Raw genomic sequence first — 21,791 nt, 5'->3', positions numbered from 1 at the left:
TATCAAGGCTCTATTTCGATAATCACAGACGTAAGATACTCATGGCTCAAGGTACGCTTTATATTGTTTCTGCCCCCAGTGGCGCGGGTAAATCCAGCCTGATTCAGGCTTTATTAAAAACCCAACCGTTGTATGACACTCAGGTTTCCGTTTCACATACCACGCGCGCGCCGCGTCCGGGTGAAGTGCACGGTGAGCACTATTTCTTTGTAAATCATGATGAGTTTAAAACCATGATTGGCAGGGAGGCGTTTCTGGAGCACGCGGAAGTGTTTGGCAATTACTACGGCACTTCGCGCGAAACCATTGAGCAAGTGCTGGCAACCGGCGTTGATGTTTTTCTGGATATCGACTGGCAGGGCGCCCAGCAAATTCGCGAAAAGATGCCGCAAGCACGCAGCATTTTTATTTTGCCGCCGTCAAAGATCGAATTGGATCGCCGTTTACGCGGCCGCGGGCAAGATAGCGAAGAAGTCATTGCCAAACGAATGGCGCAAGCGGTTGCAGAAATGAGCCATTACGCCGAATATGATTATCTTATTGTGAATGACGACTTTGATACCGCGTTAAGCGACTTGAAAACCATCATTCGCGCTGAACGTCTGCGTATGAGCCGCCAAAAGCAGCGTCATGACGCTTTAATCAGCAAATTGTTGGCAGACTGAACCCACTTTCAGTATCATGCCCAGTCATTTCTTCACCTGTGGAGCATTTTAAGTATGGCACGCGTAACTGTTCAGGACGCTGTAGAGAAAATTGGTAACCGTTTTGACCTGGTACTGGTCGCCGCGCGTCGCGCTCGTCAGATGCAGGTAGGCGGAAAGGATCCGCTGGTACCGGAAGAAAACGATAAAACTACCGTTATCGCGCTGCGCGAAATCGAAGAAGGTCTGATTAACAACCAGATCCTCGACGTCCGCGAGCGCCAGGAACAGCAAGAGCAGGAAGCCGCTGAATTACAAGCCGTTACCGCTATTGCTGAAGGTCGTCGTTAATCACAAAGCGGGTCGCCCTTGTATCTGTTTGAAAGCCTGAATCAACTGATTCAAACCTACCTGCCGGAAGACCAGATTAAGCGTCTTCGGCAGGCGTATCTCGTTGCACGTGACGCTCACGAGGGCCAGACACGTTCAAGCGGTGAACCCTATATCACGCACCCGGTAGCGGTGGCCTGTATTCTGGCCGAGATGAAACTCGACTACGAAACGCTGATGGCCGCTCTGCTGCATGACGTGATTGAAGATACCCCCGCCACCTATCAGGACATGGAACAGCTTTTCGGTAAAAGCGTTGCCGAGCTGGTAGAGGGGGTGTCGAAACTTGATAAGCTCAAGTTCCGCGATAAGAAAGAGGCGCAGGCCGAAAACTTTCGCAAAATGATTATGGCGATGGTGCAGGATATCCGCGTCATTCTCATTAAGCTTGCTGACCGTACCCATAACATGCGCACGCTGGGCTCGTTACGCCCGGATAAACGTCGTCGTATTGCCCGTGAAACGCTGGAAATCTACAGTCCTCTGGCGCACCGTTTAGGTATTCATCACATCAAAACCGAGCTGGAAGAGCTGGGCTTTGAAGCGCTGTATCCCAATCGTTACCGCGTCATCAAAGAAGTGGTAAAAGCGGCGCGCGGCAACCGTAAAGAGATGATCCAAAAAATCCTCTCTGAAATCGAAGGACGTTTGCAAGAGGCGGGAATTCCGTGTCGCGTTAGCGGTCGCGAAAAACATCTTTACTCGATCTACTGCAAAATGGTGCTCAAAGAGCAGCGTTTTCACTCGATCATGGACATTTACGCGTTTCGCGTGATCGTTCATGACTCCGATACCTGCTATCGCGTACTCGGCCAGATGCACAGTCTCTATAAGCCGCGTCCGGGACGCGTGAAAGACTATATAGCCATTCCCAAAGCGAACGGCTATCAGTCTTTGCACACCTCGATGATCGGCCCGCACGGCGTTCCTGTTGAAGTCCAGATCCGTACCGAAGATATGGATCAGATGGCGGAAATGGGGGTCGCGGCGCACTGGGCGTATAAAGAACACGGTGAGACCAGCACCACGGCGCAGATCCGCGCCCAGCGCTGGATGCAGAGCCTGCTGGAGCTACAACAGAGCGCCGGTAGTTCGTTTGAATTTATCGAAAGCGTAAAATCCGATCTCTTCCCGGATGAGATTTACGTTTTCACCCCGGAAGGGCGCATTGTCGAACTGCCCGCTGGCGCTACGCCGGTGGATTTTGCCTATGCAGTGCATACCGACATCGGCCACGCCTGCGTCGGCGCGCGTGTTGACCGGCAGCCTTATCCGCTGTCGCAGCCGCTTAGCAGCGGTCAGACCGTCGAAATTATTACCGCGCCGGGCGCGCGTCCCAACGCCGCCTGGCTGAACTTTGTCGTCAGCTCTAAAGCGCGCGCTAAAATTCGTCAGTTGCTGAAAAACCTCAAACGTGATGACTCCGTAAGCCTGGGCCGTCGTCTGCTTAACCATGCTTTAGGCGGTAGCCGTAAGCTGGCGGAAATTCCGCAGGAAAATATTCAGCGCGAACTGGATCGTATGAAGCTGGCAACGCTTGACGATCTGCTGGCGGAGATCGGTCTCGGCAACGCGATGAGCGTAGTGGTCGCGAAAAATCTGCAGCAAGGCGAAGCCGTGGTGCCGACCGTTGCGCAATCGAATCACGGCCACCTGCCGATTAAAGGCGCGGATGGCGTGCTTATCACCTTTGCGAAATGTTGTCGTCCGATCCCAGGCGACCCGATCATCGCTCACGTAAGCCCAGGTAAAGGACTGGTGATCCACCACGAATCCTGCCGTAATATCCGTGGATACCAGAAAGAGCCAGAGAAATTTATGGCGGTCGAATGGGACAAAGAGACGGAGCAGGAATTCATTACCGAAATCAAGGTGGAAATGTTTAACCATCAGGGCGCGCTGGCTAACCTGACGGCGGCGATTAATACCACCACCTCCAATATTCAAAGCCTGAATACTGAAGAGAAAGATGGTCGCGTCTATAGTACCTTTATTCGCCTTACCGCACGCGATCGCGTACATCTGGCGAATATCATGCGCAAAATCCGCGTGATGCCAGACGTTATTAAAGTCACCCGTAACCGAAACTAGCGCTATGAATCCAAAACGTTATGCGCGTATATGCGAAATGCTCGCCAGGCGTCAGCCTGATCTCACGGTCTGCATGGAGCAAGTCCACAAACCTCATAACGTTTCTGCAATCATTCGTACCGCAGATGCCGTTGGTGTCCATGAAGTCCATGCCATCTGGCCTGGTAGCCGGATGCGCACCATGGCTTCCGCGGCGGCGGGCAGCAACAGTTGGGTACAGGTGAAAACTCACCGTACCATTGGCGATGCGGTAGCCCATTTGAAAGGTCGGGGAATGCAGATTCTGGCAACCCATCTTTCTGATAAAGCCGTAGACTTTCGCGAGATTGATTACACGCGCCCGACCTGTATTCTGATGGGTCAGGAGAAAACCGGTATTACTCAGGAAGCATTAGACCTGGCGGATCGGGATATCATCATTCCGATGATCGGCATGGTACAGTCGCTGAACGTTTCCGTCGCCTCCGCGCTCATTCTTTATGAAGCCCAGCGCCAGCGGCAGAACGCGGGCATGTATCTGCGTGAAAATAGCATGTTGCCGGAAGATGAACAGCAGCGCCTGCTGTTTGAGGGTGGTTATCCGGTGCTGGCGAAAGTCGCTAAACGTAAAGGTCTGCCTTATCCTCGCGTCAATCAGCAGGGCGAAATCGACGCCGATGCTGACTGGTGGGCGACGATGCAGGCGGCTGGGTAATCACCATGTCAGGCCGCTTGTTAGACGCTGTTCCGCTCAATTCCCTGACAGGCGTCGGCGCAGCGCAAAGCAGTAAACTGGCGAAAATTGGCCTGCATACCGTGCAGGACCTCCTGCTCCACCTCCCTCTGCGTTACGAAGACCGTACCCATCTCTACCCTATTGGCGAACTGCTGCCTGGCATCTACGCCACCGTTGAAGGTGAAGTGCTGAACTGCAATATCACTTTCGGCGGTCGTCGGATGATGACCTGCCAGATTAGCGACGGTTCCGGCATTCTTACCATGCGCTTTTTCAATTTTAACGCGGCGATGAAAAACAGCCTGGCGACGGGACGACGTGTGCTGGCCTACGGGGAAGCGAAGCGCGGCAAGTATGGCGCAGAGATGATCCATCCGGAATATCGCCTGCAGGGCGATCTCAGCACGCCGGAACTTCAGGAAACGCTCACCCCCGTCTATCCAACCACCGAGGGCGTGAAGCAAGCGACACTGCGCAAGCTTACCGATCAGGCGCTGGAGTTGCTCGACACCTGCGCCATTGCCGAACTACTGCCGCCGGAACTGGCGCAGGGTATGATGAGCCTGCCGGAGGCGCTACGTACCTTGCATCGCCCGCCGCCGACGCTCCAGCTCGCCGATTTAGAAACCGGCAAACACCCGGCGCAGCGGCGGCTTATTCTTGAAGAGCTACTGGCGCATAATCTCAGTATGCTGGCGCTTCGCGCAGGCGCGCAGCGCTATCACGCTCAGCCGCTAAGTACCAACAACATATTGAAAGACAAGCTGCTGGCGTCGTTGCCGTTTAAACCCACCAGCGCGCAGGCGCGGGTGGTGGCAGAGATCGAACGTGATATGGCGCTGGATGTGCCGATGATGCGTCTGGTTCAGGGCGACGTCGGTTCAGGGAAAACGCTGGTTGCGGCGCTTGCCGCCTTGCGCGCTATTGCCCACGGTAAGCAGGTGGCGCTGATGGCGCCGACCGAATTGCTGGCTGAACAGCACGCAAATAATTTCCGCAACTGGTTCGAACCGTTGGGCGTTGAAGTGGGTTGGCTGGCCGGTAAGCAAAAAGGTAAAGCGCGTCAGGCGCAGCAAGAGGCTATTGCCAGCGGTCAGGTGCAGATGATTGTCGGCACCCACGCTATCTTTCAGGAACAGGTGCAGTTTAACGGGCTGGCGCTGGTTATTATCGATGAGCAGCACCGCTTTGGCGTCCACCAGCGGCTGGCATTGTGGGAAAAAGGCCAGCAGCAGGGCTTTCATCCGCATCAGTTGATTATGACCGCAACGCCCATTCCGCGCACCCTGGCGATGACTGCCTACGCCGATCTCGATACCTCGGTGATTGACGAGCTCCCGCCGGGCCGTACCCCTGTCACTACCGTTGCTATTCCGGATACCCGTCGCCATGAAATCATTGATCGTGTGCGCAACGCCTGCACAACCGAAGGCCGTCAGGCCTACTGGGTCTGTACGCTGATTGAAGAGTCTGACCTGCTGGAAGCGCAGGCGGCGGAAGCCACCTGGGAGGAGCTCAAGCTGGCGCTGCCGGAGTTGAATATTGGCCTGGTACACGGCCGCATGAAGCCCGCCGAAAAACAGGCGGTGATGCAGGCCTTTAAGCAGGGTGAACTGCATCTGCTGGTCGCCACTACGGTGATTGAGGTGGGGGTCGATGTTCCTAACGCCAGCCTGATGATTATTGAAAACCCGGAGCGGCTGGGCCTGGCGCAATTACACCAGCTCAGAGGGCGCGTTGGCCGTGGCGCGGTCGCGTCGCACTGCGTGCTGCTCTATAAATCGCCGTTGTCGAAAACGGCGCAGAAGCGTTTACAGGTATTGCGCGACAGCAACGACGGCTTTGTGATTGCACAAAAAGATTTAGAGATTCGCGGCCCGGGGGAATTACTGGGCACGCGCCAGACGGGTAACGCCGAATTTAAAGTAGCTGATTTGCTGCGCGATCAAGCCATGATCCCCGAAGTTCAGCGTATTGCCCGTCATATTCACGAACGTTATCCGCAGCAGGGACAAGCGCTGATTGAGCGCTGGATGCCGGAAACCGAACGTTATTCCAACGCCTAGTGAGCACGGCGGCTTTAATGCCGCCGTACAAACCCTTATTGCGCGAAAATCGGTAACATCAGGTACAGCTTGATCACCAACGCATTGACGATATCGATAAAGAACGCGCCGACCATCGGCACCACCAGGAACGCCATATGCGAGGGGCCAAAACGGTCGGTAATCGCCTGCATATTAGCAATGGCGGTCGGCGTTGCGCCCAAGCCAAAACCACAGTGACCCGCCGCCAGCACCGCCGCATCGTAGTTTTTCCCCATCATGCGCCAGGTGACGAAGATCGCGTACAGCGCCATGAAGATGGTCTGTACCACCAGAATCGCCAGCATCGGCAGCGCCAGCGACGCCAGTTCCCACAGCTTCAGGCTCATCAGCGCCATTGCCAGGAACAGTGACAAACTCACGTTCCCCAGCACCGAAACAGCACGCTCAAATACGCGATAAAAACCCACCAGCGCCAGGCCATTGCTGAGGATCACCCCAACAAATAGCACACAAACGAAGACCGGCAGTTCAAGCACCGTTCCCGCCAGTAGCTGCGCTACGATTTTGCCCACGGTCAGACAGATAGCAATCAGGGCGATAGTTTCGATTAGCACCAGAGAGGTGATCATACGACCCACATCCGGCTTTTCAAAGGCTGTCGGCACGGCCTGATCGTCAGGCATTCCATCCGGCGTGGTGGAGTGTTTCACCAGATAACGCGCTACCGGGCCGCCAATCAACCCGCCCAGTACCAGGCCAAAGGTTGCACATGCCATTGCAACTTCGGTGGCATTGGCAAAACCATAACGTTCGACAAACAGTTTACTCCACGCCGCGCCGGTACCGTGTCCGCCGGACAGCGTAATTGACCCGGCAATCAGCCCCATTAACGGATCCAGCCCCAACAGACTCGCCATGCCGATACCGATGGCATTCTGCATCAGCAGTAATCCGACCACGACGACCAGGAAGACGCCAACAACGCGTCCCCCCTTGCGCAGGCTGGCAAGGTTCGCGTTAAGGCCGATCGTCGCGAAAAACGCCAGCATCAACGGATCGCGCAGGGTCATATCAAAGTTGACCTCCCAACCGACGCTTTTTTTCAGTACCAGCAGAGCAACCGCAACCAGTAACCCCCCCGCCACCGGTTCCGGAATCGTATATTTCTTCAGTAAGGAGACAGACTGGACCAGCTTGCGACCCAGTAGCAGCACCAGCGTGGCGGCGACAAGGGTCGATAAGGTATCGAGTTCAAACATTTAAAGCTCCTGTAGTGCGCTGTGACATGTGCGCACAAATCATTTCCTGAGTCAGTTTTTTAGCTCTTTGCGAGTCTTCGGCATGGATTTTAAGCAGAAAAAGGCAAAAAGTTATATAAAAAGGTGCATTTATCTTTTTTAAATATTAAGAATATTCGCTCGCAATCGTTTGCTTTTACCACCTGGTCAGATAAAATCACCGCTTTTCCACCACGAGAATGTCCCTGATGTCCGTTAACGCCATCGAGCCGGCAGATGCGCAACCGGTTGCGCAGACGCAAAACAGCGAATTAATTTACCGTCTTGAAGATCGACCGCCGCTCCCTCAAACCCTTTTTGCCGCTTGTCAGCATCTGCTGGCTATGTTTGTCGCGGTAATCACGCCAGCGCTGTTAATCTGCCAGGCGTTGGGTTTACCGGCGCAGGATACGCAGCACATTATCAGCATGTCGCTGTTCGCCTCCGGCGTAGCCTCTATTATTCAAATCAAAGCGTGGGGGCCGGTAGGATCGGGGCTGTTATCCATCCAGGGAACCAGTTTTAACTTTGTCGCCCCGCTGATTATGGGCGGTACCGCGCTGAAAACCGGCGGCGCGGACGTCCCGACGATGATGGCGGCGCTGTTCGGCACGCTGATGCTGGCAAGCTGCACCGAGATGGTGCTTTCTCGCATTCTACATCTGGCGCGCCGGATTATCACGCCGTTAGTCTCCGGCGTAGTGGTGATGATTATTGGCCTGTCGCTGATTCAGGTGGGGCTAACCTCCATCGGCGGCGGCTATGCCGCCATGAGCGACAACACCTTTGGCGCACCGAAAAACCTGCTGCTGGCCGGCGTCGTCCTGGCCATTATTATCTTGCTGAATCGGCAGCGTAATCCCTACCTGCGCGTGGCTTCTTTGGTTATTGCCATGGCGGCAGGCTATCTTTTGGCCTGGTTTATGGGCATGTTGCCTGAGAATAACGCGCCAGTCTCACAGGATATCCTGATGGTGCCGACCCCGCTGTATTATGGTCTGGGCATTGACTGGAACCTGTTACTGCCGTTGATGCTGGTCTTTATGATTACGTCGCTGGAGACCATCGGCGACATCACCGCCACCTCTGATGTCTCCGAGCAGCCGGTATCCGGCCCCTTGTACATGAAACGGCTAAAGGGCGGCGTACTGGCTAACGGCCTGAACTCATTTGTTTCAGCGGTATTTAATACGTTCCCGAATTCCTGTTTCGGTCAGAACAACGGCGTAATTCAGTTGACCGGCGTCGCCAGTCGCTATGTGGGATTTGTCGTCGCGCTGATGCTGATTGTGCTCGGCCTGTTCCCGGCGGTAAGCGGTTTTGTGCAGCATATCCCGGAACCGGTGCTCGGCGGCGCCACGTTGGTGATGTTCGGCACCATTGCCGCCTCCGGGGTACGTATTGTCTCGCGTGAGCCGCTGAACCGCCGCGCGATTCTGATTATCGCCCTGTCGCTGGCCGTGGGTCTTGGCGTTTCGCAACAGCCGCAGATCCTGCAGTTCGCGCCAGAATGGGTGAAAAATCTGCTCTCATCCGGAATTGCCGCTGGCGGCATCACGGCTATCGTGCTGAACCTGATTCTCCCGCCGGAAAAACCGTAAAAACCCTGCGGCGGCGACACGATTCGCCGCTGCTGTAACGCTCTTTCACCATTCCTGTCTTGAGGATTGCACGCAAATCGTGCATAAATCCCCTATGTGCATTTCACGGGATGGAAGACCATGAAATTGATTGGGAGGTTGCTTCTCTACGTGCTGATCGCCTGTTTAGTGGTGATTTTCGGCTTTTATTTTCTGCTGCAAACGCGCTGGGGCGCAGATCACATCAGCAACTGGGTATCAGAGAACAGCGGTTATCACCTCACATTCGACGTGATGGATCATCGTTTTTCCGCCCCATCCCATCTTTTACTGGAGAATGTGACCTTTGGTCGTGATGGTCAGCCTGCTACCCTGGTCGCGAAAACCGTAGATATCGGTCTGAGCATTCGCCAGTTAACCGCGCCGCTGCATGTCGACACGATTCTGTTACAGGACGGCACGCTGAATATTTCAGTGCAAACCGCCCCTTTCCCGTTTGAGGCCGACCGCCTGCAACTTCGCAATATGGCGCTCAATAGTCCCGGTAGCGAATGGCGGTTGAGCGCCCAGCGCGTTAACGGCGGCGTTATGCCCTGGCGCCCCGAAGCCGGTCGGGTATTGGGCAATAAAGCCCAGATCCAACTGAGCGCCGGTTCGCTGACGTTAAACGACGTTCCCGCCACGAATGTGCTTATTGAAGGCAGTATCGACCATAATCAGGTGATGTTAAACACCGTCGGCGCCGATATGGCGCGCGGAGCGTTAACCGGTGTCGCCCGGCGTAACGCTGACGGTAGTTGGGTCGTTGAAAATCTGCGGCTGAATGATATTCGGTTACAAAGCGATAAATCCCTGAGCGAGTTTTTCGCGCCGCTTACTACGGTTCCATCTTTGCAGATTGGTCGTCTTGAAGTGACGGACTCCAGCCTGCAAGGACCAGACTGGGCAGTCACCGATCTTGACCTGAGTTTGCGCAATCTGACTCTGCGCAAAGAAGACTGGCAAAGTCAGGAAGGTAAATTATCGATGAACGCCAGCGAGTTTATTTACGGCTCACTGCACTTGCTCGATCCAATCCTGAACGCCGAATTTTCACCACAGGGCGTTGCGCTACGCCAGTTCACTACCCGCTGGGAAGGCGGTATGGTCAGAACCTCCGGCGCCTGGTTACGCGAAGGCAAAGCGCTTATTCTGGACGATACCGCTATCGCCGGGCTGGAGTATACGCTGCCGGAAAACTGGAAGCAGTTATGGATGAAGCCGCTGCCCGACTGGCTGAACAGCCTGACGCTGAAAAAATTCAGCGCCAGCCGCAATCTGGTGATTGATATCGACCCGGCCTTCCCGTGGCAAATCACCGCCCTGGACGGCTACGGCGCAAACCTGGAGCTGGTACAACATCATCAATGGGGCGTCTGGAGCGGCAATGCGACCCTCAACGCCGCAGCGGCAACCTTTAACCGTGTGGACGTGCGCCGCCCGTCGCTGTCGTTGACGGCTAATGCCAGCACGGTCAACATCAGCGATCTGAGCGCGTTTACTGGAAAAGGGATACTGGAAGCCACTGCCAGCGTATCGCAACTGCCGCAGCGTCAGACGCAAATCAGCCTGAACGGACGCGGCGTACCAATGGATGTGCTACAGCAGTGGGGCTGGCCGGCATTACCGATTGCTGGCGATGGCAATATTCAGCTCACGGCCAGCGGCAATATTCAGGCCGATGCGCCGTTGAAACCGACGGTAAACGGGCAATTACACGCGGTCAACGCACAAAAGCAGCAGATAACACAGACGATGCAAGCGGGCGTGATGTCCGGCGGGGAAGTTACGTCAACGGAGCCAGCGCTGTAATTGAGGGCTTGCCCGGTGGCGATGGCGCTTACCGGGCTTACGGTTCTTGCTCATTTGTAGGCCGGATAAGCGCAGCTCATAGCGCCATCCGGCGATTCAGATTTAAAGCGTAATCACTATCTCATTTCCCTGCGGGGTGACCACTACGCCCAGTTCACTTCCCGCATATGAGCCGCATTTGGTACCGCTAATCTGCGTAATATTACGCAGACACAGCGTCCAGTTGCGCGCCTCGCCTTCGCTGCTCACCGTAATGGTATTGCCTGTGCGTTTCGCCTGCAGCGTAAAGATTGTCGAACCATCCGTAGCAGGGACTTCGCAGACCGCTTCGCAACCGTCATCCAGATGGAATAACTGGAAGGCCGTACCCTCATGCCAGGCGTAATCGGGCTTCTGGCTATTGTTGCCCAGCGCCAGTAGTGTATTGTCACGCACGTACACTGGCAGGCTCAGGAAGTCATGCTGCTGTTTATGCCAGCGGCTGCCCTGCACTTCATCGTTGCGCCATAGGTGCGTCCAACGGCCTTCTGGCAGGTAGAACTCCACGTCGCCCGCTTCACTAAATACCGGCGCTACCATGACCGCATCTCCCAGCATGTACTGGCGATCAAGATAATCACACGCCGGATCGTCCGGGAACTCCAGCATCATCGCCCGCAACATTGGCGTACCGGCTTCGTTGGCACGCGCCGCTTCCCGATACAGATATGGCATCATCCGGCACTTCTGTTCGGTGAAGAAGCGCACCACGTCACAGGACTCGTCGTCATAGGCCCACGGAACCCGGTAGGATTTGCTACCGTGCAGGCGGCTGTGGCTGGAGAGCAAGCCGAATGCGCACCAACGCTTGTAGACATGCGCCGGCGCGGTATTCTCGAATCCGCCAATATCATGGCTCCAGAAGCCAAACCCTGACAGGCCGATGGACAGCCCGCCGCGCAGGCTTTCCGCCATCGATTCGTAGTTGGCGTAGCAGTCGCCGCCCCAGTGCACCGGGAACTGTTGCGCGCCCACCGAGGCGGAACGGGCGAACAGCACCGCCTCTTCAACGCCGACGGTCTCTTTCAGCACGTTCCACACCAGTTCGTTGTAGATGTAGGCATAATGGTTGTGCATTTTCTGTGGATCTGAACCATCAAACCACTGCACATCCGTTGGAATGCGTTCGCCGAAGTCAGTTTTGAAGCAGTCCACTCCCATCTCCACCAGGCCCTTCAGCTTGTCGGCATACCATTCGCAGGCTTGCGGGTTGGTGAAGTCGTAAATCGCCAGTCCCGGCTGCCATTTATCCCACTGCCACAAGGAGCCGTCCGGGCGTTTTAGCAAATATCCTTTCTCTTTCAGCTCCTGGAAGACCGGGGATTTCTGGCCGATGTAGGGGTTAATCCACACGCAGACTTTCAGCCCTTTCGCTTTCAGGCGGCGAATCATCCCTTTCGGATCGGGGAAAGTCACCGGGTCCCATTCAAAATCGCACCACTGGAAGGCCTTCATCCAGAAACAGTCGAAGTGGAAGACGTGCAGCGGCAGATTGCGCTCGGCCATACCGTCGATAAAGCTGTTAACGGTCGCTTCGTCGTAGTTGGTGGTGAATGAGGTGGTCAGCCACAGGCCAAACGACCAGGCGGGCGGCAGCGCCGGACGACCCGTAAATTGGGTATAGCGGTTCAGCACGTCTTTCGGGGTCGGGCCGTCGATGACGAAGTATTCCAGATACTCGCTCTCGACGCTGAACTGAACTTTGGAGACTTTCTCGGAGCCAATTTCAAACGACACGCACTGCGGATGATTCACCAGCACACCGTAGCCACGGTTGGTGATATAGAACGGGATATTCTTGTACGATTGCTCGGTGCTGGTGCCGCCGTCGCGGTTCCAGGTCTCCACCGTCTGACCGTTACGCACCAGCGCGGTAAAGCGCTCGCCCAGCCCGTAGACGGTTTCGCCCACGCCGAGATCCAGCCGCTCGAACATGTAGTTGCGCCCGCTATTGGTGTCCTGCACATAGCCGTTATTTTTCAACTGACTACCGGTGATACGTACACCGTTGCGCAGAAAATCCAGAGACCAGAGCTCGCCTTTGGTGACGCGCACGCTCAGGCTGCCGCTCTTGAGTTCGGCAAATTCAGCGTTGTTCTGCATCTCTACGTTGATATCTTGCAAGACATTGAGCGGATAATGTGGGCCGTTATCCAAAGCGCCCTGGAAGTGTTCCATCCGTACACCTATCACTCCTTCCTGCGGCGAGAAAAAGCGCAGGGTAAACAACGGGGTATCCAGTTGCCAGGTACGTTCGCGGACATCACGCGGCGCGGCATAGATCACCATCTCATTCCCGTGCTGTTCAACGTCGAACACCTGAACCGGGTGAATCAAATTAAGGCCAGGCTGGATCAGCCAGTTTCCGTCGCTAATTTTCATAGTCTGTTCCTTTAGTTTTGCAATTCTTTATGGGTAAATTCTTGTTCGTTGCGGTGTGCGCCCTGCGCCAGTTGTTCCAGAATGGTTTTCAGGAACGGGCTTTTCAGGGTGTAGTAGCGTTTAGCGATCGCGGCGCTCAGCAGATAACAGATGGCCGGGACGATAGTGAACAGAGCGATGATGATGCTGATCGTGGCGCTGTTTTGCGATTTCGCCGCCGCGTCGTAACCGCCACCTGCCAGCATCCAGCCAATCAGCGCCCCGCCGAGGGCAAGACCCAGTTTCAGCACGAACAACGTGCCGGCAAAACTGATCCCCGTCAGGCGTTTGCCGTTACACCATTCGCCGTAGTCGACGGTATCAGACATCATCACCCACTGGATAGGCGTGACTAACTGGTGCAATACGCCAATCACAAAGATAAAGACGAACATAGCGATCGTGGCGTGCATCGGTACGAAGAACATCGCCACGCTGATTACTGCGAGTAAGGCGTTGGTCCACCAGAAAACGCTCACTTTGCATTTCCAGTCGGTCAACGGTTTTGCCAGCGCCGAGCCAATCAGGTTGCCGACACAATAGGTGGTGAGGAAGGCGACAAACACGCCCGGTTTGCCCAATATCCAGGTGACGTAATACATCATCGCCCCGCCGCGCACGCATACCGCCAGAATATTCAGGATGGTGAGCAGGCCGACTATGCGCCACTGGTCGTTGTGCCAGATATCACGCAGGTCTTCACGCATGGAGGTATGGGTGGCAGGCGCTTCAACGCGCTCTTTGGTGGTAAAGAAGCAGAACGCCAGCATCAGGAACGCCACCACCGAGAGCGCCGCGATACCCCCCTGGAAGCCCAGCGCCTTATTCTCGCCGCCAATCAGTTTCACCAGAGGCATCATCAGTACGGTAGAGAGCATTCCGCCCGCCGTTGCCAGCACAAAGCGCCAGGATTGCAGGGAGATACGCTGCGTTGGGTCATTGGTTATTACACCCCCCAACGCGCAGTAAGGGATGTTGACCACAGTGTACAGAAGGGTGAGCAACGTGTAGGTGATGGCGGCATAAATCATTTTGCCGTTCAGACTGAGATCCGGCGTGCTATAAGCCAGCACACAAACGATACCAAACGGCAACGCGCCAAACAGCACCCAGGGTCGGAATTTGCCCCAGCGAGAGCGGGTACGGTCGGCCAGCAGGCCCATGCAAGGGTCGGAGATGGCATCAAGCGCACGCGCCAGTAAAAACATGGTGCCAACAAAACCAGCGGGAATGCCGAAAATATCGGTATAGAAGAACATCATATATAACATGACGTTATCAAAGATGATGTGGCTCGCGGCATCGCCCATACCATAGCCAATCTTCTCCTTAACGGAGAGAATCTCACTTTTCATTACGCATCCTTAACGCTTACAACGCTCACTGATACCGGTTACAGTTTTTGTAAACCTTCCCTGCGAGCGTGAATATTCCGTTATTTGGTTATCAAATTACGATTCTTGTTTTCTGTGATCAGGGTAGCGCCAAAAAGTGTGATGAAATGTAACTAATGGATTTTATGGGGGTTTATATGAAACCGATCATGGCAGAAGGAAAGGGAAGTTAAAAAAGCACGGGAGGGGATGTGGAAACGCCAGGAAGTAGCTATAATGCGCGCGCCTCCATGTAGCAATCGAGGCGCGGAAGATCGTCGTCTCCGGTGAGGCGGCTGGACTTCAAATCCAGTTGGGGCCGCCAGCGGTCCCGGGCAGGTTCGACTCCTGTGATCTTCCGCCAAACCTCATCCAGCCAGTTCCGAGACACTCCATAAAATCATTTATATTCAATGCGATGAATAATCAGCTTGTCCGTAATAGTCCGAGATCATCTCCCTGAATCCGCGAAAAATATGTATAGTAATGTGTATAGATTTTTTATACGTAGTTTTCAGTTATACACATGGCCCTAACCGATATACAGATCAAACGTGCAAAACCACAAGACAAACCATACACATTAAACGATGGACAAGGTCTGTCATTGCTTATCAATCCCGATGGCTCGAAAGGCTGGCGTTTCCGTTTCCGGTTTGCAGGGAAAGCGCGGTTAATGTCATTTGGCAGCTACGATTTAGTAAGCCTCGCAGAAGCACGTGAGAAACGCGATACGGCTCGTAAGCAGGTAGCAAACGGCATTGATCCAGTAGCAGAGCGTAAGGCTCAGAAAATTGCTCAGAAATTATCAACTGAAAACTCTTTTGAGGCCGTTAGCAGAGAATGGCATGCAGCAAAAGCAGATCGCTGGACTTTAGCTTATCGCGAAGAAATTATTAAAACATTTGAACAGGATGTTTTTCCTTTCATTGGTAAACGGCCAATAGCTGAAATTAAACCCCTAGAACTGCTTGAAGTTCTTAAACGCATAGAAAAACGTGGAGCGTTGGAGAAAACCAGAAAAGTACGTCAACGATGCGGAGAGGTGTTTCGCTACGCGATCATCACTGGCCGCGCTGAATACAATCCAGCACCTGATTTAGCTATCGCATTAGCTGTACCGAAGCAAAAACATCATCCTTTTCTATCAGCAGAAGAACTCCCTCATTTTGTCAGAGATCTTGAGGCTTACACAGGTAGCATAATCACTAAAAATGCAACTAAAATTGTGATGCTTACTGGAGTCAGGACACAGGAAATGCGTTTTGCCACTTGGGACGAAATTGATTTACAAAAAAAGGTATGGGAAATACCGGCCGAACGAATGAAAATGCGCCGACCACATCTTGTACCACTCTCCACTCAAGTAGTTGAAATTTTTCAACAACTCAAGCTAATCACCAAAAACTATCCATATATTTTTATCGGCCGTAATAATCACACTAAGCCAATTTCTAAAGAAAGTGTATCCCAAGTAATAGAATTACTTGGCTATAAAGGAAGAGCTACGGGCCACGGATTCCGCCATACAATGTCTACTATTTTGCATGAGTACGGATTTAACAGCGAATGGATAGAATTACAATTGGCTCATGTTGATAAGAATAGTATTCGAGGCACTTATAATCATGCCCAATATTTAGAAAAGAGAAGTTCTATGATGCAGTGGTACAGTGATTATATCCTTAATAGAGATAAAGCATAGAATAATAGAAGTTAATGCTGTATACTGTAAATTAACAATATAGTAAGGATTGAAAATGAAGAAGACAGTACTTATAACTGATTTAGATAACACACTATTCGACTGGTTTAGCGTTTGGTATCATAGCTTTAATGCAATGCTAAATAAAGTCGTTGAGATTTCCGGTTTTTCTAAAGACGAGCTTATTGCACAGATAAAACCGATTCATCAAAAATATGGTACTGCCGAATACTCTTTTATTCTAGAAAGCATACCTCTTTTACAAGAAAAATATGGTGATAGAAACTCCATCAATTTAGTTATGGATGATGCTATACACGCTTTCAGAAGTGAGAGAAAGAAATATCTTTCTCTGTACCCAACAGTAATGGACACTTTGAGTGTATTAAAAAGTAAAGGGTGTTATATTGTCGCGTATACTGAATCCAAAGCTTATTACTCCAATTTCCGCTTAACAAGATTAGGATTAGATGGTGTGATTGATGTCCTTTTCTCTCCTGAAGATCATGAAATCCCTGATGGTGAGAAAAAACAAGATAAATATAATCTAATGCTGACAAAGCAAGAATATACACCTATTGATGAAATTAAACCAAACCCACAACTTCTTCTGGACATAATAAAATCAATTGGTGCCACACCAGAAGAGTGTGTATATATAGGTGACAGTGAAATGAAAGATATAGAAATGGCCCAAAAAGCAAACGTATCAGATGTTTTTGCAAGCTATGGAACGAATCATTTTGAAGAGAACAAGGAGGGATATGAATTACTCCGTGCGGTAACCCACTGGACTGATGCTGATGTTGAAAGGGAAAGAAAAATTAAAGAAAATGCCTTCGGAGCAAAACCCACATATGTAGCCAAACAATTTTCAGATATTTTGTCTTTTTTTGAATTTACCAAATTTAAAGGAAAATAGAATGAACGATCTAGAATTAAAGAAACATGATGACGCTATAAAATTAGAAAATCTCAAGTTGAAAATTGATATCTGGAAGACAGTTGTTGACGTTCAGAAACATTTTAATGATCTTGAGATGAAGGTTAGAAACTTCGGAATTTTGATCTTGTCTGCATTTATTGGTGCAATTGGTGTAAGCTTTAATTCCGGCGCTGAATTTATAGCCTTTGGCAATCATTACTCTGTTGCTGCCATTCTTGCTTTCGGGGCATCTGTTGTTTGGTTGTTATTTTATTTTGTTGACGTTTACTGGTATCACCCATTACTTCTTGGAGCTGTAAAGAAAGGTTCAGAACTCGAAAAAGAAATTGCATCCGACATCCCAGGAATTAATCTTACAGAAACCATAGGAAAAAGTAGCCCAAAAGATATTTTGCTCTGGAAAAATATGCATAGTACTGGAAAAGCTAACCTTTTCTACTTTGGGGTTTTAGCTGTTCTGTTAACTATTTTTATTTCTCTACTGTGCTTTAAAGCCCCGCAAAAGACAAATCAACTAAATGAATTAAATATTAAAGCAAATTGCACTAGAAACAGTAATTACAATGGAGTTAATTGCATTATCGCATCACAGCCAAGTGACAACAAATAGTGCACTTTATCACTCTTTACCCCAACTGCATGTACTTACCTTGTGAGCACAGAGACGCGCTATAAATAAACACTTTACTGCTGGCGGGCGGTGCTTTCCCCGCCTCGCCCGCCCGCTTTGCAGGGCGGTTTTAATGCAGTTGCACAGTCACGCTCAGGCCGTGCCGGGCGTGGCCTGGTCTGCAGGAAATGAGGCGGGAAAACGCATGCAAAGCCATGCACCTTATCGATGCATGGCTTTTTTCAGTAAAAACGGGCGGATTTTTCGGGGAGTTTTACACAGACTGACGTGATGCCAGTTCTGCACTTTTACGCGAAAAAATCATGTTCTGCGCAGGGGTGAATTTTTCACGGCTGTCATCCACCGAAGCCGCGTCAGGCCTGAATCCGATGGTCGTTAAAATGTTGCTATCCTGTGCGGAATAATTAATTTTTTCCCCCTTCGCAAGCCAGGACAGAAGGGCTTCACGCAGGGCATCTGTGGCACGCTGTATGGCACAGTTTCGGGCAATGGCCGTCAGCTCACTGTAGCCCATCAGCTCCGGTGCCAGTGCGGCCGCCAGTGCTGTGCCGTGCTGCTGCATAAAATCATTCAGCCGCTCGCGGATGCTGATGTGCTGAACGGCTTCATGCGAACGAACATAACGACCGGCGGCCTGATTCACCTGCCATTTTCTGACTTCGATAATATTGCGTAATTCGTCCAGGCGACTGACGTTTCTGCCTTCCCCGGACAGAAGCCGCAGATATTCCTGTTCGGCTGCCGCCAGTTCATTTTTGCGCTGAAGCCATGCCGCTTTGTTATTCTGGCAGACCTCAAAAGCCTGCTGTAATGACATTGTGGTCACACCCCTTCTCCTGATTAATGGTTGAATGGTGAGCTGTAACAGCCTTTAACTTTTCGGACAACAGCCGGTGCTGTGCTTACCGGTGCTGGTTTTTCCTCCGTGACCGGAGAACGAATCACGGCACAAATTGACTCATGCGTTTTAAATGTCGCCGAACAGTAAATATTCTGGCACTGCAGATAACTTTCTTTGACATTGTCACTCACATACCGGCTGGTGCGGGTATGCGCTGAATGACGACAGAAAGGGCAGCGCATCATGACAGCAGTCCTCTGGCCTTAAGCTCTGCTCCCTGCTGGTCTATTTTGTCCTGCCACACCTTGCGCTGTGCCGGTGTGCCTGCCACCTCATAATCCATGTGCGGGAGTGTTGCCGCTGACAGTCCGGTCAGCCGGAGAACCGGCTCGCCGGTGAGGCTGATTTGCATCTGTTTTATTTTCTGTTCCAGCGATGATTTCACCTGCTGCATGACAGCTTTATCGGGTGCGATGTAGCCCTGATGGCCGGTGGTGTTGGCGAGCGGATTTTCCTGTACCAGAATGCTCAGATGCATTGCCCGGACAAGCGCCTCACAGGTTTCATTCAGGGCGTGTTCCAGCTCATGCTCTGCATACAGACTCAGAAGGTGATGATGTGCCTTCCGGTAGGCGGTGGCCGTGCTGTCACACGCCCCTTTCAGGCGTTCACGTTCGAAATTCAGCACCACGGCCAGATTGTCATATTCCTGTACCAGCTCCCGGCGTGCCACGCGCTCAATGTGGCGCTGTTTCAGCTCGTCGCTCAGGACACCACCGGCTGCACGAAAGGCCGTGCGCCAGTCGTCAGCGTCGTTTCCGTCGGCCTGCGCCAGCGCATTTTTTTCCTGCTCTGCCCGTTCAATGGCCGTGACGGTCTCATCCATCAGGCGGGCGTTCTCAAGATGGGCGGCTCTGGCCTTTTCCAGTTGTGCCAGCGCGGGTTGCAGATATTCAGGGATGGTGTTGTCAGACATTTTCCGGCTCCTCGTCACTTCAGGTTGAGAAAATTGTGACGTACACCGGACAACAACACGACGCATTGCAGATGTGCCAGCCCTGACACAGGAGACTCATCCTCAGACCGGCAAGCCAGGAAAAGGTCGCAGGAAAAACCGGCTTACTGTTTGTTTTTTTATATTTTACTGTTCACCTCTGTTCACCATAAGAAAAAAGATAAGTAATACAGTAAGTTAAAGGGTGAATAATCGCAGTAATGACTGTTCACCGTCTGTTCACCACTGTTCACCCGTTGATGGGCTTTTTATGCTGTTTATTACTGTTTATTTTTATTAATTCACTGAAATAAATAAGAAAAAACAATTTGCATTTCACTATAAAAAATTCCAGTTCCTTCAGAACCCTTTGAGACCCTTCCAGTCCGGATGGATAAAAAACACACAGCCATTGTAAGGTTGCCGGAACAAATTCCCCCTGTTGCGTCTGCTGAAAATATTCACAAAATAAAGCGCTACCCGAAGCCGGACGGACTTATCCGGTGCTGTATGGACATTAACGAGGTAGCCCGATGCAAGCTGTTTTTTCTTCCCCGTCTCCCGCCCCTGTTACGCCACTGATGCCGCTGCCGGACATCACGCAGGAGCGTTTTTTACGTCTGCCGGAAGTGATGCACCTGTGCGGCCTGTCACGCTCGACCATCTATGAACTCATCCGTAAGGGGGAATTTCCGCCGCAGGTGAGTCTTGGCGGTAAAAATGTGGCCTGGCTGCACTCTGAAGTCACCGCATGGATGGCCGGGCGCATTGCCGGACGCAAACGGGGGTACGACGCATGATGATGCCCGCTCTGCAAAAACTCCCTTTTTCTGGCTTGCCTTTTTCCGGCATTTGCGGATATAGTTTTTCCGCTGCCGCAAAATCGGCAGCCGGGCGTGAGAACCCGAGCAATTCACAGGCGACATATGACGCGCCACGCGTCTTTTTTTGTGTCGCAATCAATGCCACAGAGCGCCAGATTATGGTGTGGTGTGTGGTCAGTCGTGCAGATGGCATTCCGTGCATCCTGCCCGCGTCCGCTCATTATGCCGCAGAGTCAATGGTAGCTCAGGCGGGGCAGCCTCCGGGCTGGCCGGTATCCTGTGAAGCCGGTATTCTCACCCCCGTCTGGGCTATCGCCATCGAGCGTGAGAACTCCGGCGATAGCGTTATTTGCTATTCACAGGAGGCTGCCATCATGGCTACAACCCTTACCCCCTCACACCCTGAATTTGTCTTTGTGTTTGCGGCTGTCCGTCGCGCAGACCGTCATCCCCGTATCTGTATGCTTCGCACCGTCGCCGGTGATGAACGCAGTGCCCGCCGTTCCCTTGTCCGTGACTATGTGCTCTCCCTTGCTGCCCGTCTGCCGGTGGTGGAGGTGTCCCGTGCGTAATAAAAAAGCCCCTCAGACCGTCTCAGCGCGTCATGACGCCCGTGAACACCTCAGCATTGAGGCTTACCATAAGCTCAACCGCGCCAGCGCCGTATCCCGGTTTGTTGGGGGTGATTTGATTCACCGTGAACTCTCCGGCCTGCATCAGCTCTACATTCCGCATATTTTCAGCTACCTGAATGAAGATATTGATTTTGTGCTGAATGAGCTGAAAGCCAAAGGCCTGTGCCGCGATTTTCTCGCCCAGCAGAAAGACCGGGGAGACAGGACGCATGTTTGATTTTCCCCAGCCCGGTGAGATTTACCGTTCTGCCGGTTTTCCCGATGTGGCCGTGGTCGGCATTCTGGAAGACGGTATTCCGTGGGAAATGCCGTACCGCTGCCCGGAAATTGTCTGGAACCCGTACCGCCGTAAATTCAGTATCCTTGTGCGTATCCTCGCTGACGGGCGCACCACAGACATCCCGCTGGGGCGTTTTCTGCGGGAATTTACCTGTGACCGTCCTGACCTGTTTAAACGCAGCCCCGTAAACCGGCATGCGGTACTGAAAGAAATGGCCGGAGACCCGGAATTACAGAAATGGCGGGAGAAATATCTGGATATTTACCCGCAGGACACTGTTCCGGCCAGCCGGGCGGCACCGGTGGCGCGGGAATGGCGGGAAATTCCCCGCACGGAGCCTGACCCGGAAATCACCCCGGATAACAGTTACCGCAATTATCTGTAATTAAAAAACGACACCCGAAAAATTAAATGTGCGTATTCGCGCAGGGATACGCACGTCTTCAGGAGACGCAGATATGCCTTATCAGTTAATGCAACCGGCACGGAATGCAGTCATCTGTCAC

20 protein-coding genes and 1 tRNA gene are annotated in these 21,791 nt (G+C 52.5%); 15 read left to right on the top strand and 6 right to left on the bottom strand.

From position 1 onward, the window contains the following. Nucleotides 1–41: 41 nt before the first annotated feature. Genes gmk through recG form a run of 5 tightly spaced genes read left to right on the top strand, consistent with a single transcriptional unit; the run spans nt 42 to nt 5,906 of the window. Nucleotides 42–665 carry a guanylate kinase gene (gmk, locus tag ABVM99_RS20895; RefSeq protein ID WP_000046966.1) on the top strand — a complete coding sequence of 208 codons (624 nt, stop codon included), beginning with the start codon at nt 42–44 and terminating at the stop codon, nt 663–665. Nucleotides 666–719: 54 nt separating this feature from the next. Next, nucleotides 720–995 carry a DNA-directed RNA polymerase subunit omega gene (rpoZ, locus tag ABVM99_RS20890; protein WP_000135058.1) on the top strand — a complete coding sequence of 92 codons (276 nt, stop codon included), beginning with the start codon at nt 720–722 and terminating at the stop codon, nt 993–995. Nucleotides 996–1,013: 18 nt separating this feature from the next. Continuing rightward, nucleotides 1,014–3,125 carry a bifunctional GTP diphosphokinase/guanosine-3',5'-bis pyrophosphate 3'-pyrophosphohydrolase gene (spoT, locus tag ABVM99_RS20885; RefSeq protein ID WP_000280481.1) on the top strand — a complete coding sequence of 704 codons (2,112 nt, stop codon included), beginning with the start codon at nt 1,014–1,016 and terminating at the stop codon, nt 3,123–3,125. A 4-nt stretch (nt 3,126–3,129) separates the two neighbouring features. Beyond that, a complete protein-coding gene (gene trmH / locus ABVM99_RS20880; RefSeq protein ID WP_001068436.1) occupies nt 3,130–3,819 on the top strand; it encodes a tRNA (guanosine(18)-2'-O)-methyltransferase TrmH in 690 nt (229 codons plus the stop codon). A gap of 5 nt (nt 3,820–3,824) precedes the next feature. Beyond that, nucleotides 3,825–5,906: an ATP-dependent DNA helicase RecG gene (gene recG / locus ABVM99_RS20875; RefSeq protein WP_052938222.1), complete on the top strand. Its 2,082-nt coding sequence runs from the start codon at nt 3,825–3,827 to the stop codon at nt 5,904–5,906. A gap of 35 nt (nt 5,907–5,941) precedes the next feature. Here recG and gltS read toward each other — a convergent pair whose 3' ends face one another. Next, the gene (gene gltS / locus ABVM99_RS20870; protein WP_000462250.1) at nt 5,942–7,147 is read right to left on the bottom strand and encodes a sodium/glutamate symporter; all 1,206 of its coding nucleotides are present in this window, start codon (nt 7,145–7,147) and stop codon (nt 5,942–5,944) included. A 227-nt stretch (nt 7,148–7,374) separates the two neighbouring features. Between gltS and xanP the strand changes: the two genes are divergently transcribed. Then, on the top strand, nt 7,375–8,766 hold the full coding sequence (gene xanP / locus ABVM99_RS20865) for a xanthine/proton symporter XanP (protein ID WP_000115428.1): 1,392 nt from the start codon (nt 7,375–7,377) through the stop codon (nt 8,764–8,766). Between the two features lie 120 nt (nt 8,767–8,886). Then, entirely contained in the window at nt 8,887–10,596 is a 1,710-nt protein-coding gene (locus tag ABVM99_RS20860) for an AsmA family protein (RefSeq protein ID WP_023195514.1), read from the top strand. Nucleotides 10,597–10,698: 102 nt separating this feature from the next. On the opposite strand, the gene yicI is transcribed toward ABVM99_RS20860, so the two are convergent. Both yicI and ABVM99_RS20850 read right to left on the bottom strand, forming a co-directional pair. Further along, nucleotides 10,699–13,017 carry an alpha-xylosidase gene (gene yicI / locus ABVM99_RS20855; protein ID WP_023195515.1) on the bottom strand — a complete coding sequence of 773 codons (2,319 nt, stop codon included), beginning with the start codon at nt 13,015–13,017 and terminating at the stop codon, nt 10,699–10,701. 11 nt (nt 13,018–13,028) lie between these two features. Beyond that, nucleotides 13,029–14,411, bottom strand: a complete 1,383-nt coding sequence (locus ABVM99_RS20850) for a glycoside-pentoside-hexuronide family transporter (protein WP_000834257.1) — start codon at nt 14,409–14,411, stop codon at nt 13,029–13,031. Nucleotides 14,412–14,698: 287 nt separating this feature from the next. On the opposite strand from ABVM99_RS20850, the gene ABVM99_RS20845 reads away from it, so the two are divergent. The 4 genes from ABVM99_RS20845 (at nt 14,699) to ABVM99_RS20830 (ending at nt 17,690) form a co-directional block, all read left to right on the top strand. After that, nucleotides 14,699–14,793, top strand: a tRNA-Sec gene (locus ABVM99_RS20845). A gap of 162 nt (nt 14,794–14,955) precedes the next feature. After that, nucleotides 14,956–16,134: an integrase arm-type DNA-binding domain-containing protein gene (locus ABVM99_RS20840; RefSeq protein ID WP_001218980.1), complete on the top strand. Its 1,179-nt coding sequence runs from the start codon at nt 14,956–14,958 to the stop codon at nt 16,132–16,134. A gap of 55 nt (nt 16,135–16,189) precedes the next feature. Next, nucleotides 16,190–17,056 (top strand): HAD family hydrolase, encoded by an 867-nt coding sequence (locus ABVM99_RS20835; RefSeq protein ID WP_000754434.1) that lies wholly within the window; start codon nt 16,190–16,192, stop codon nt 17,054–17,056. Nucleotide 17,057: 1 nt separating this feature from the next. Continuing rightward, nucleotides 17,058–17,690 (top strand): hypothetical protein, encoded by a 633-nt coding sequence (locus tag ABVM99_RS20830; RefSeq protein WP_000998640.1) that lies wholly within the window; start codon nt 17,058–17,060, stop codon nt 17,688–17,690. 274 nt (nt 17,691–17,964) lie between these two features. On the opposite strand, the gene ABVM99_RS20825 is transcribed toward ABVM99_RS20830, so the two are convergent. From ABVM99_RS20825 to ABVM99_RS20815, 3 genes are read right to left on the bottom strand one after another with little or no spacing between them, the layout of a single operon-like run. Next, nucleotides 17,965–18,528 (bottom strand): phage polarity suppression protein, encoded by a 564-nt coding sequence (locus ABVM99_RS20825; RefSeq protein WP_152921172.1) that lies wholly within the window; start codon nt 18,526–18,528, stop codon nt 17,965–17,967. 23 nt (nt 18,529–18,551) lie between these two features. Beyond that, nucleotides 18,552–18,797, bottom strand: a complete 246-nt coding sequence (locus tag ABVM99_RS20820; RefSeq protein WP_000984202.1) for an ogr/Delta-like zinc finger family protein — start codon at nt 18,795–18,797, stop codon at nt 18,552–18,554. Beyond that, a complete protein-coding gene (locus tag ABVM99_RS20815) occupies nt 18,794–19,528 on the bottom strand; it encodes a hypothetical protein (RefSeq protein WP_001283014.1) in 735 nt (244 codons plus the stop codon). Before ABVM99_RS20815 ends, ABVM99_RS20820 begins: the two co-directional genes overlap by 4 nt. 551 nt (nt 19,529–20,079) lie before the next feature. Between ABVM99_RS20815 and ABVM99_RS20810 the strand changes: the two genes are divergently transcribed. The 4 genes from ABVM99_RS20810 to ABVM99_RS20795 are packed head-to-tail and all read left to right on the top strand — an operon-like array spanning nt 20,080 to nt 21,670. After that, nucleotides 20,080–20,346 carry an AlpA family transcriptional regulator gene (locus ABVM99_RS20810; RefSeq protein ID WP_001149160.1) on the top strand — a complete coding sequence of 89 codons (267 nt, stop codon included), beginning with the start codon at nt 20,080–20,082 and terminating at the stop codon, nt 20,344–20,346. Then, nucleotides 20,343–20,942: a host cell division inhibitor Icd-like protein gene (locus ABVM99_RS20805; protein WP_000980227.1), complete on the top strand. Its 600-nt coding sequence runs from the start codon at nt 20,343–20,345 to the stop codon at nt 20,940–20,942. The genes ABVM99_RS20810 and ABVM99_RS20805 overlap by 4 nt, the downstream gene beginning before the upstream one ends. Beyond that, complete coding sequence (locus ABVM99_RS20800) at nt 20,935–21,222, top strand: hypothetical protein (protein WP_001244670.1); 288 nt, start codon at nt 20,935–20,937, stop codon at nt 21,220–21,222. Before ABVM99_RS20805 ends, ABVM99_RS20800 begins: the two co-directional genes overlap by 8 nt. Beyond that, entirely contained in the window at nt 21,215–21,670 is a 456-nt protein-coding gene (locus ABVM99_RS20795; protein ID WP_000459316.1) for a hypothetical protein, read from the top strand. Before ABVM99_RS20800 ends, ABVM99_RS20795 begins: the two co-directional genes overlap by 8 nt. Nucleotides 21,671–21,791 lie beyond the last annotated feature (121 nt).

The sequence above is a fragment of the Salmonella sp. SJTUF15591 genome (genome assembly GCF_043356435.1).
Classification (GTDB): Bacteria; Pseudomonadota; Gammaproteobacteria; order Enterobacterales; family Enterobacteriaceae; genus Salmonella; species Salmonella enterica.
Note: the sequence above shows the minus strand (reverse complement) of the source record. Positions and strands in the feature narration are given on the sequence as shown.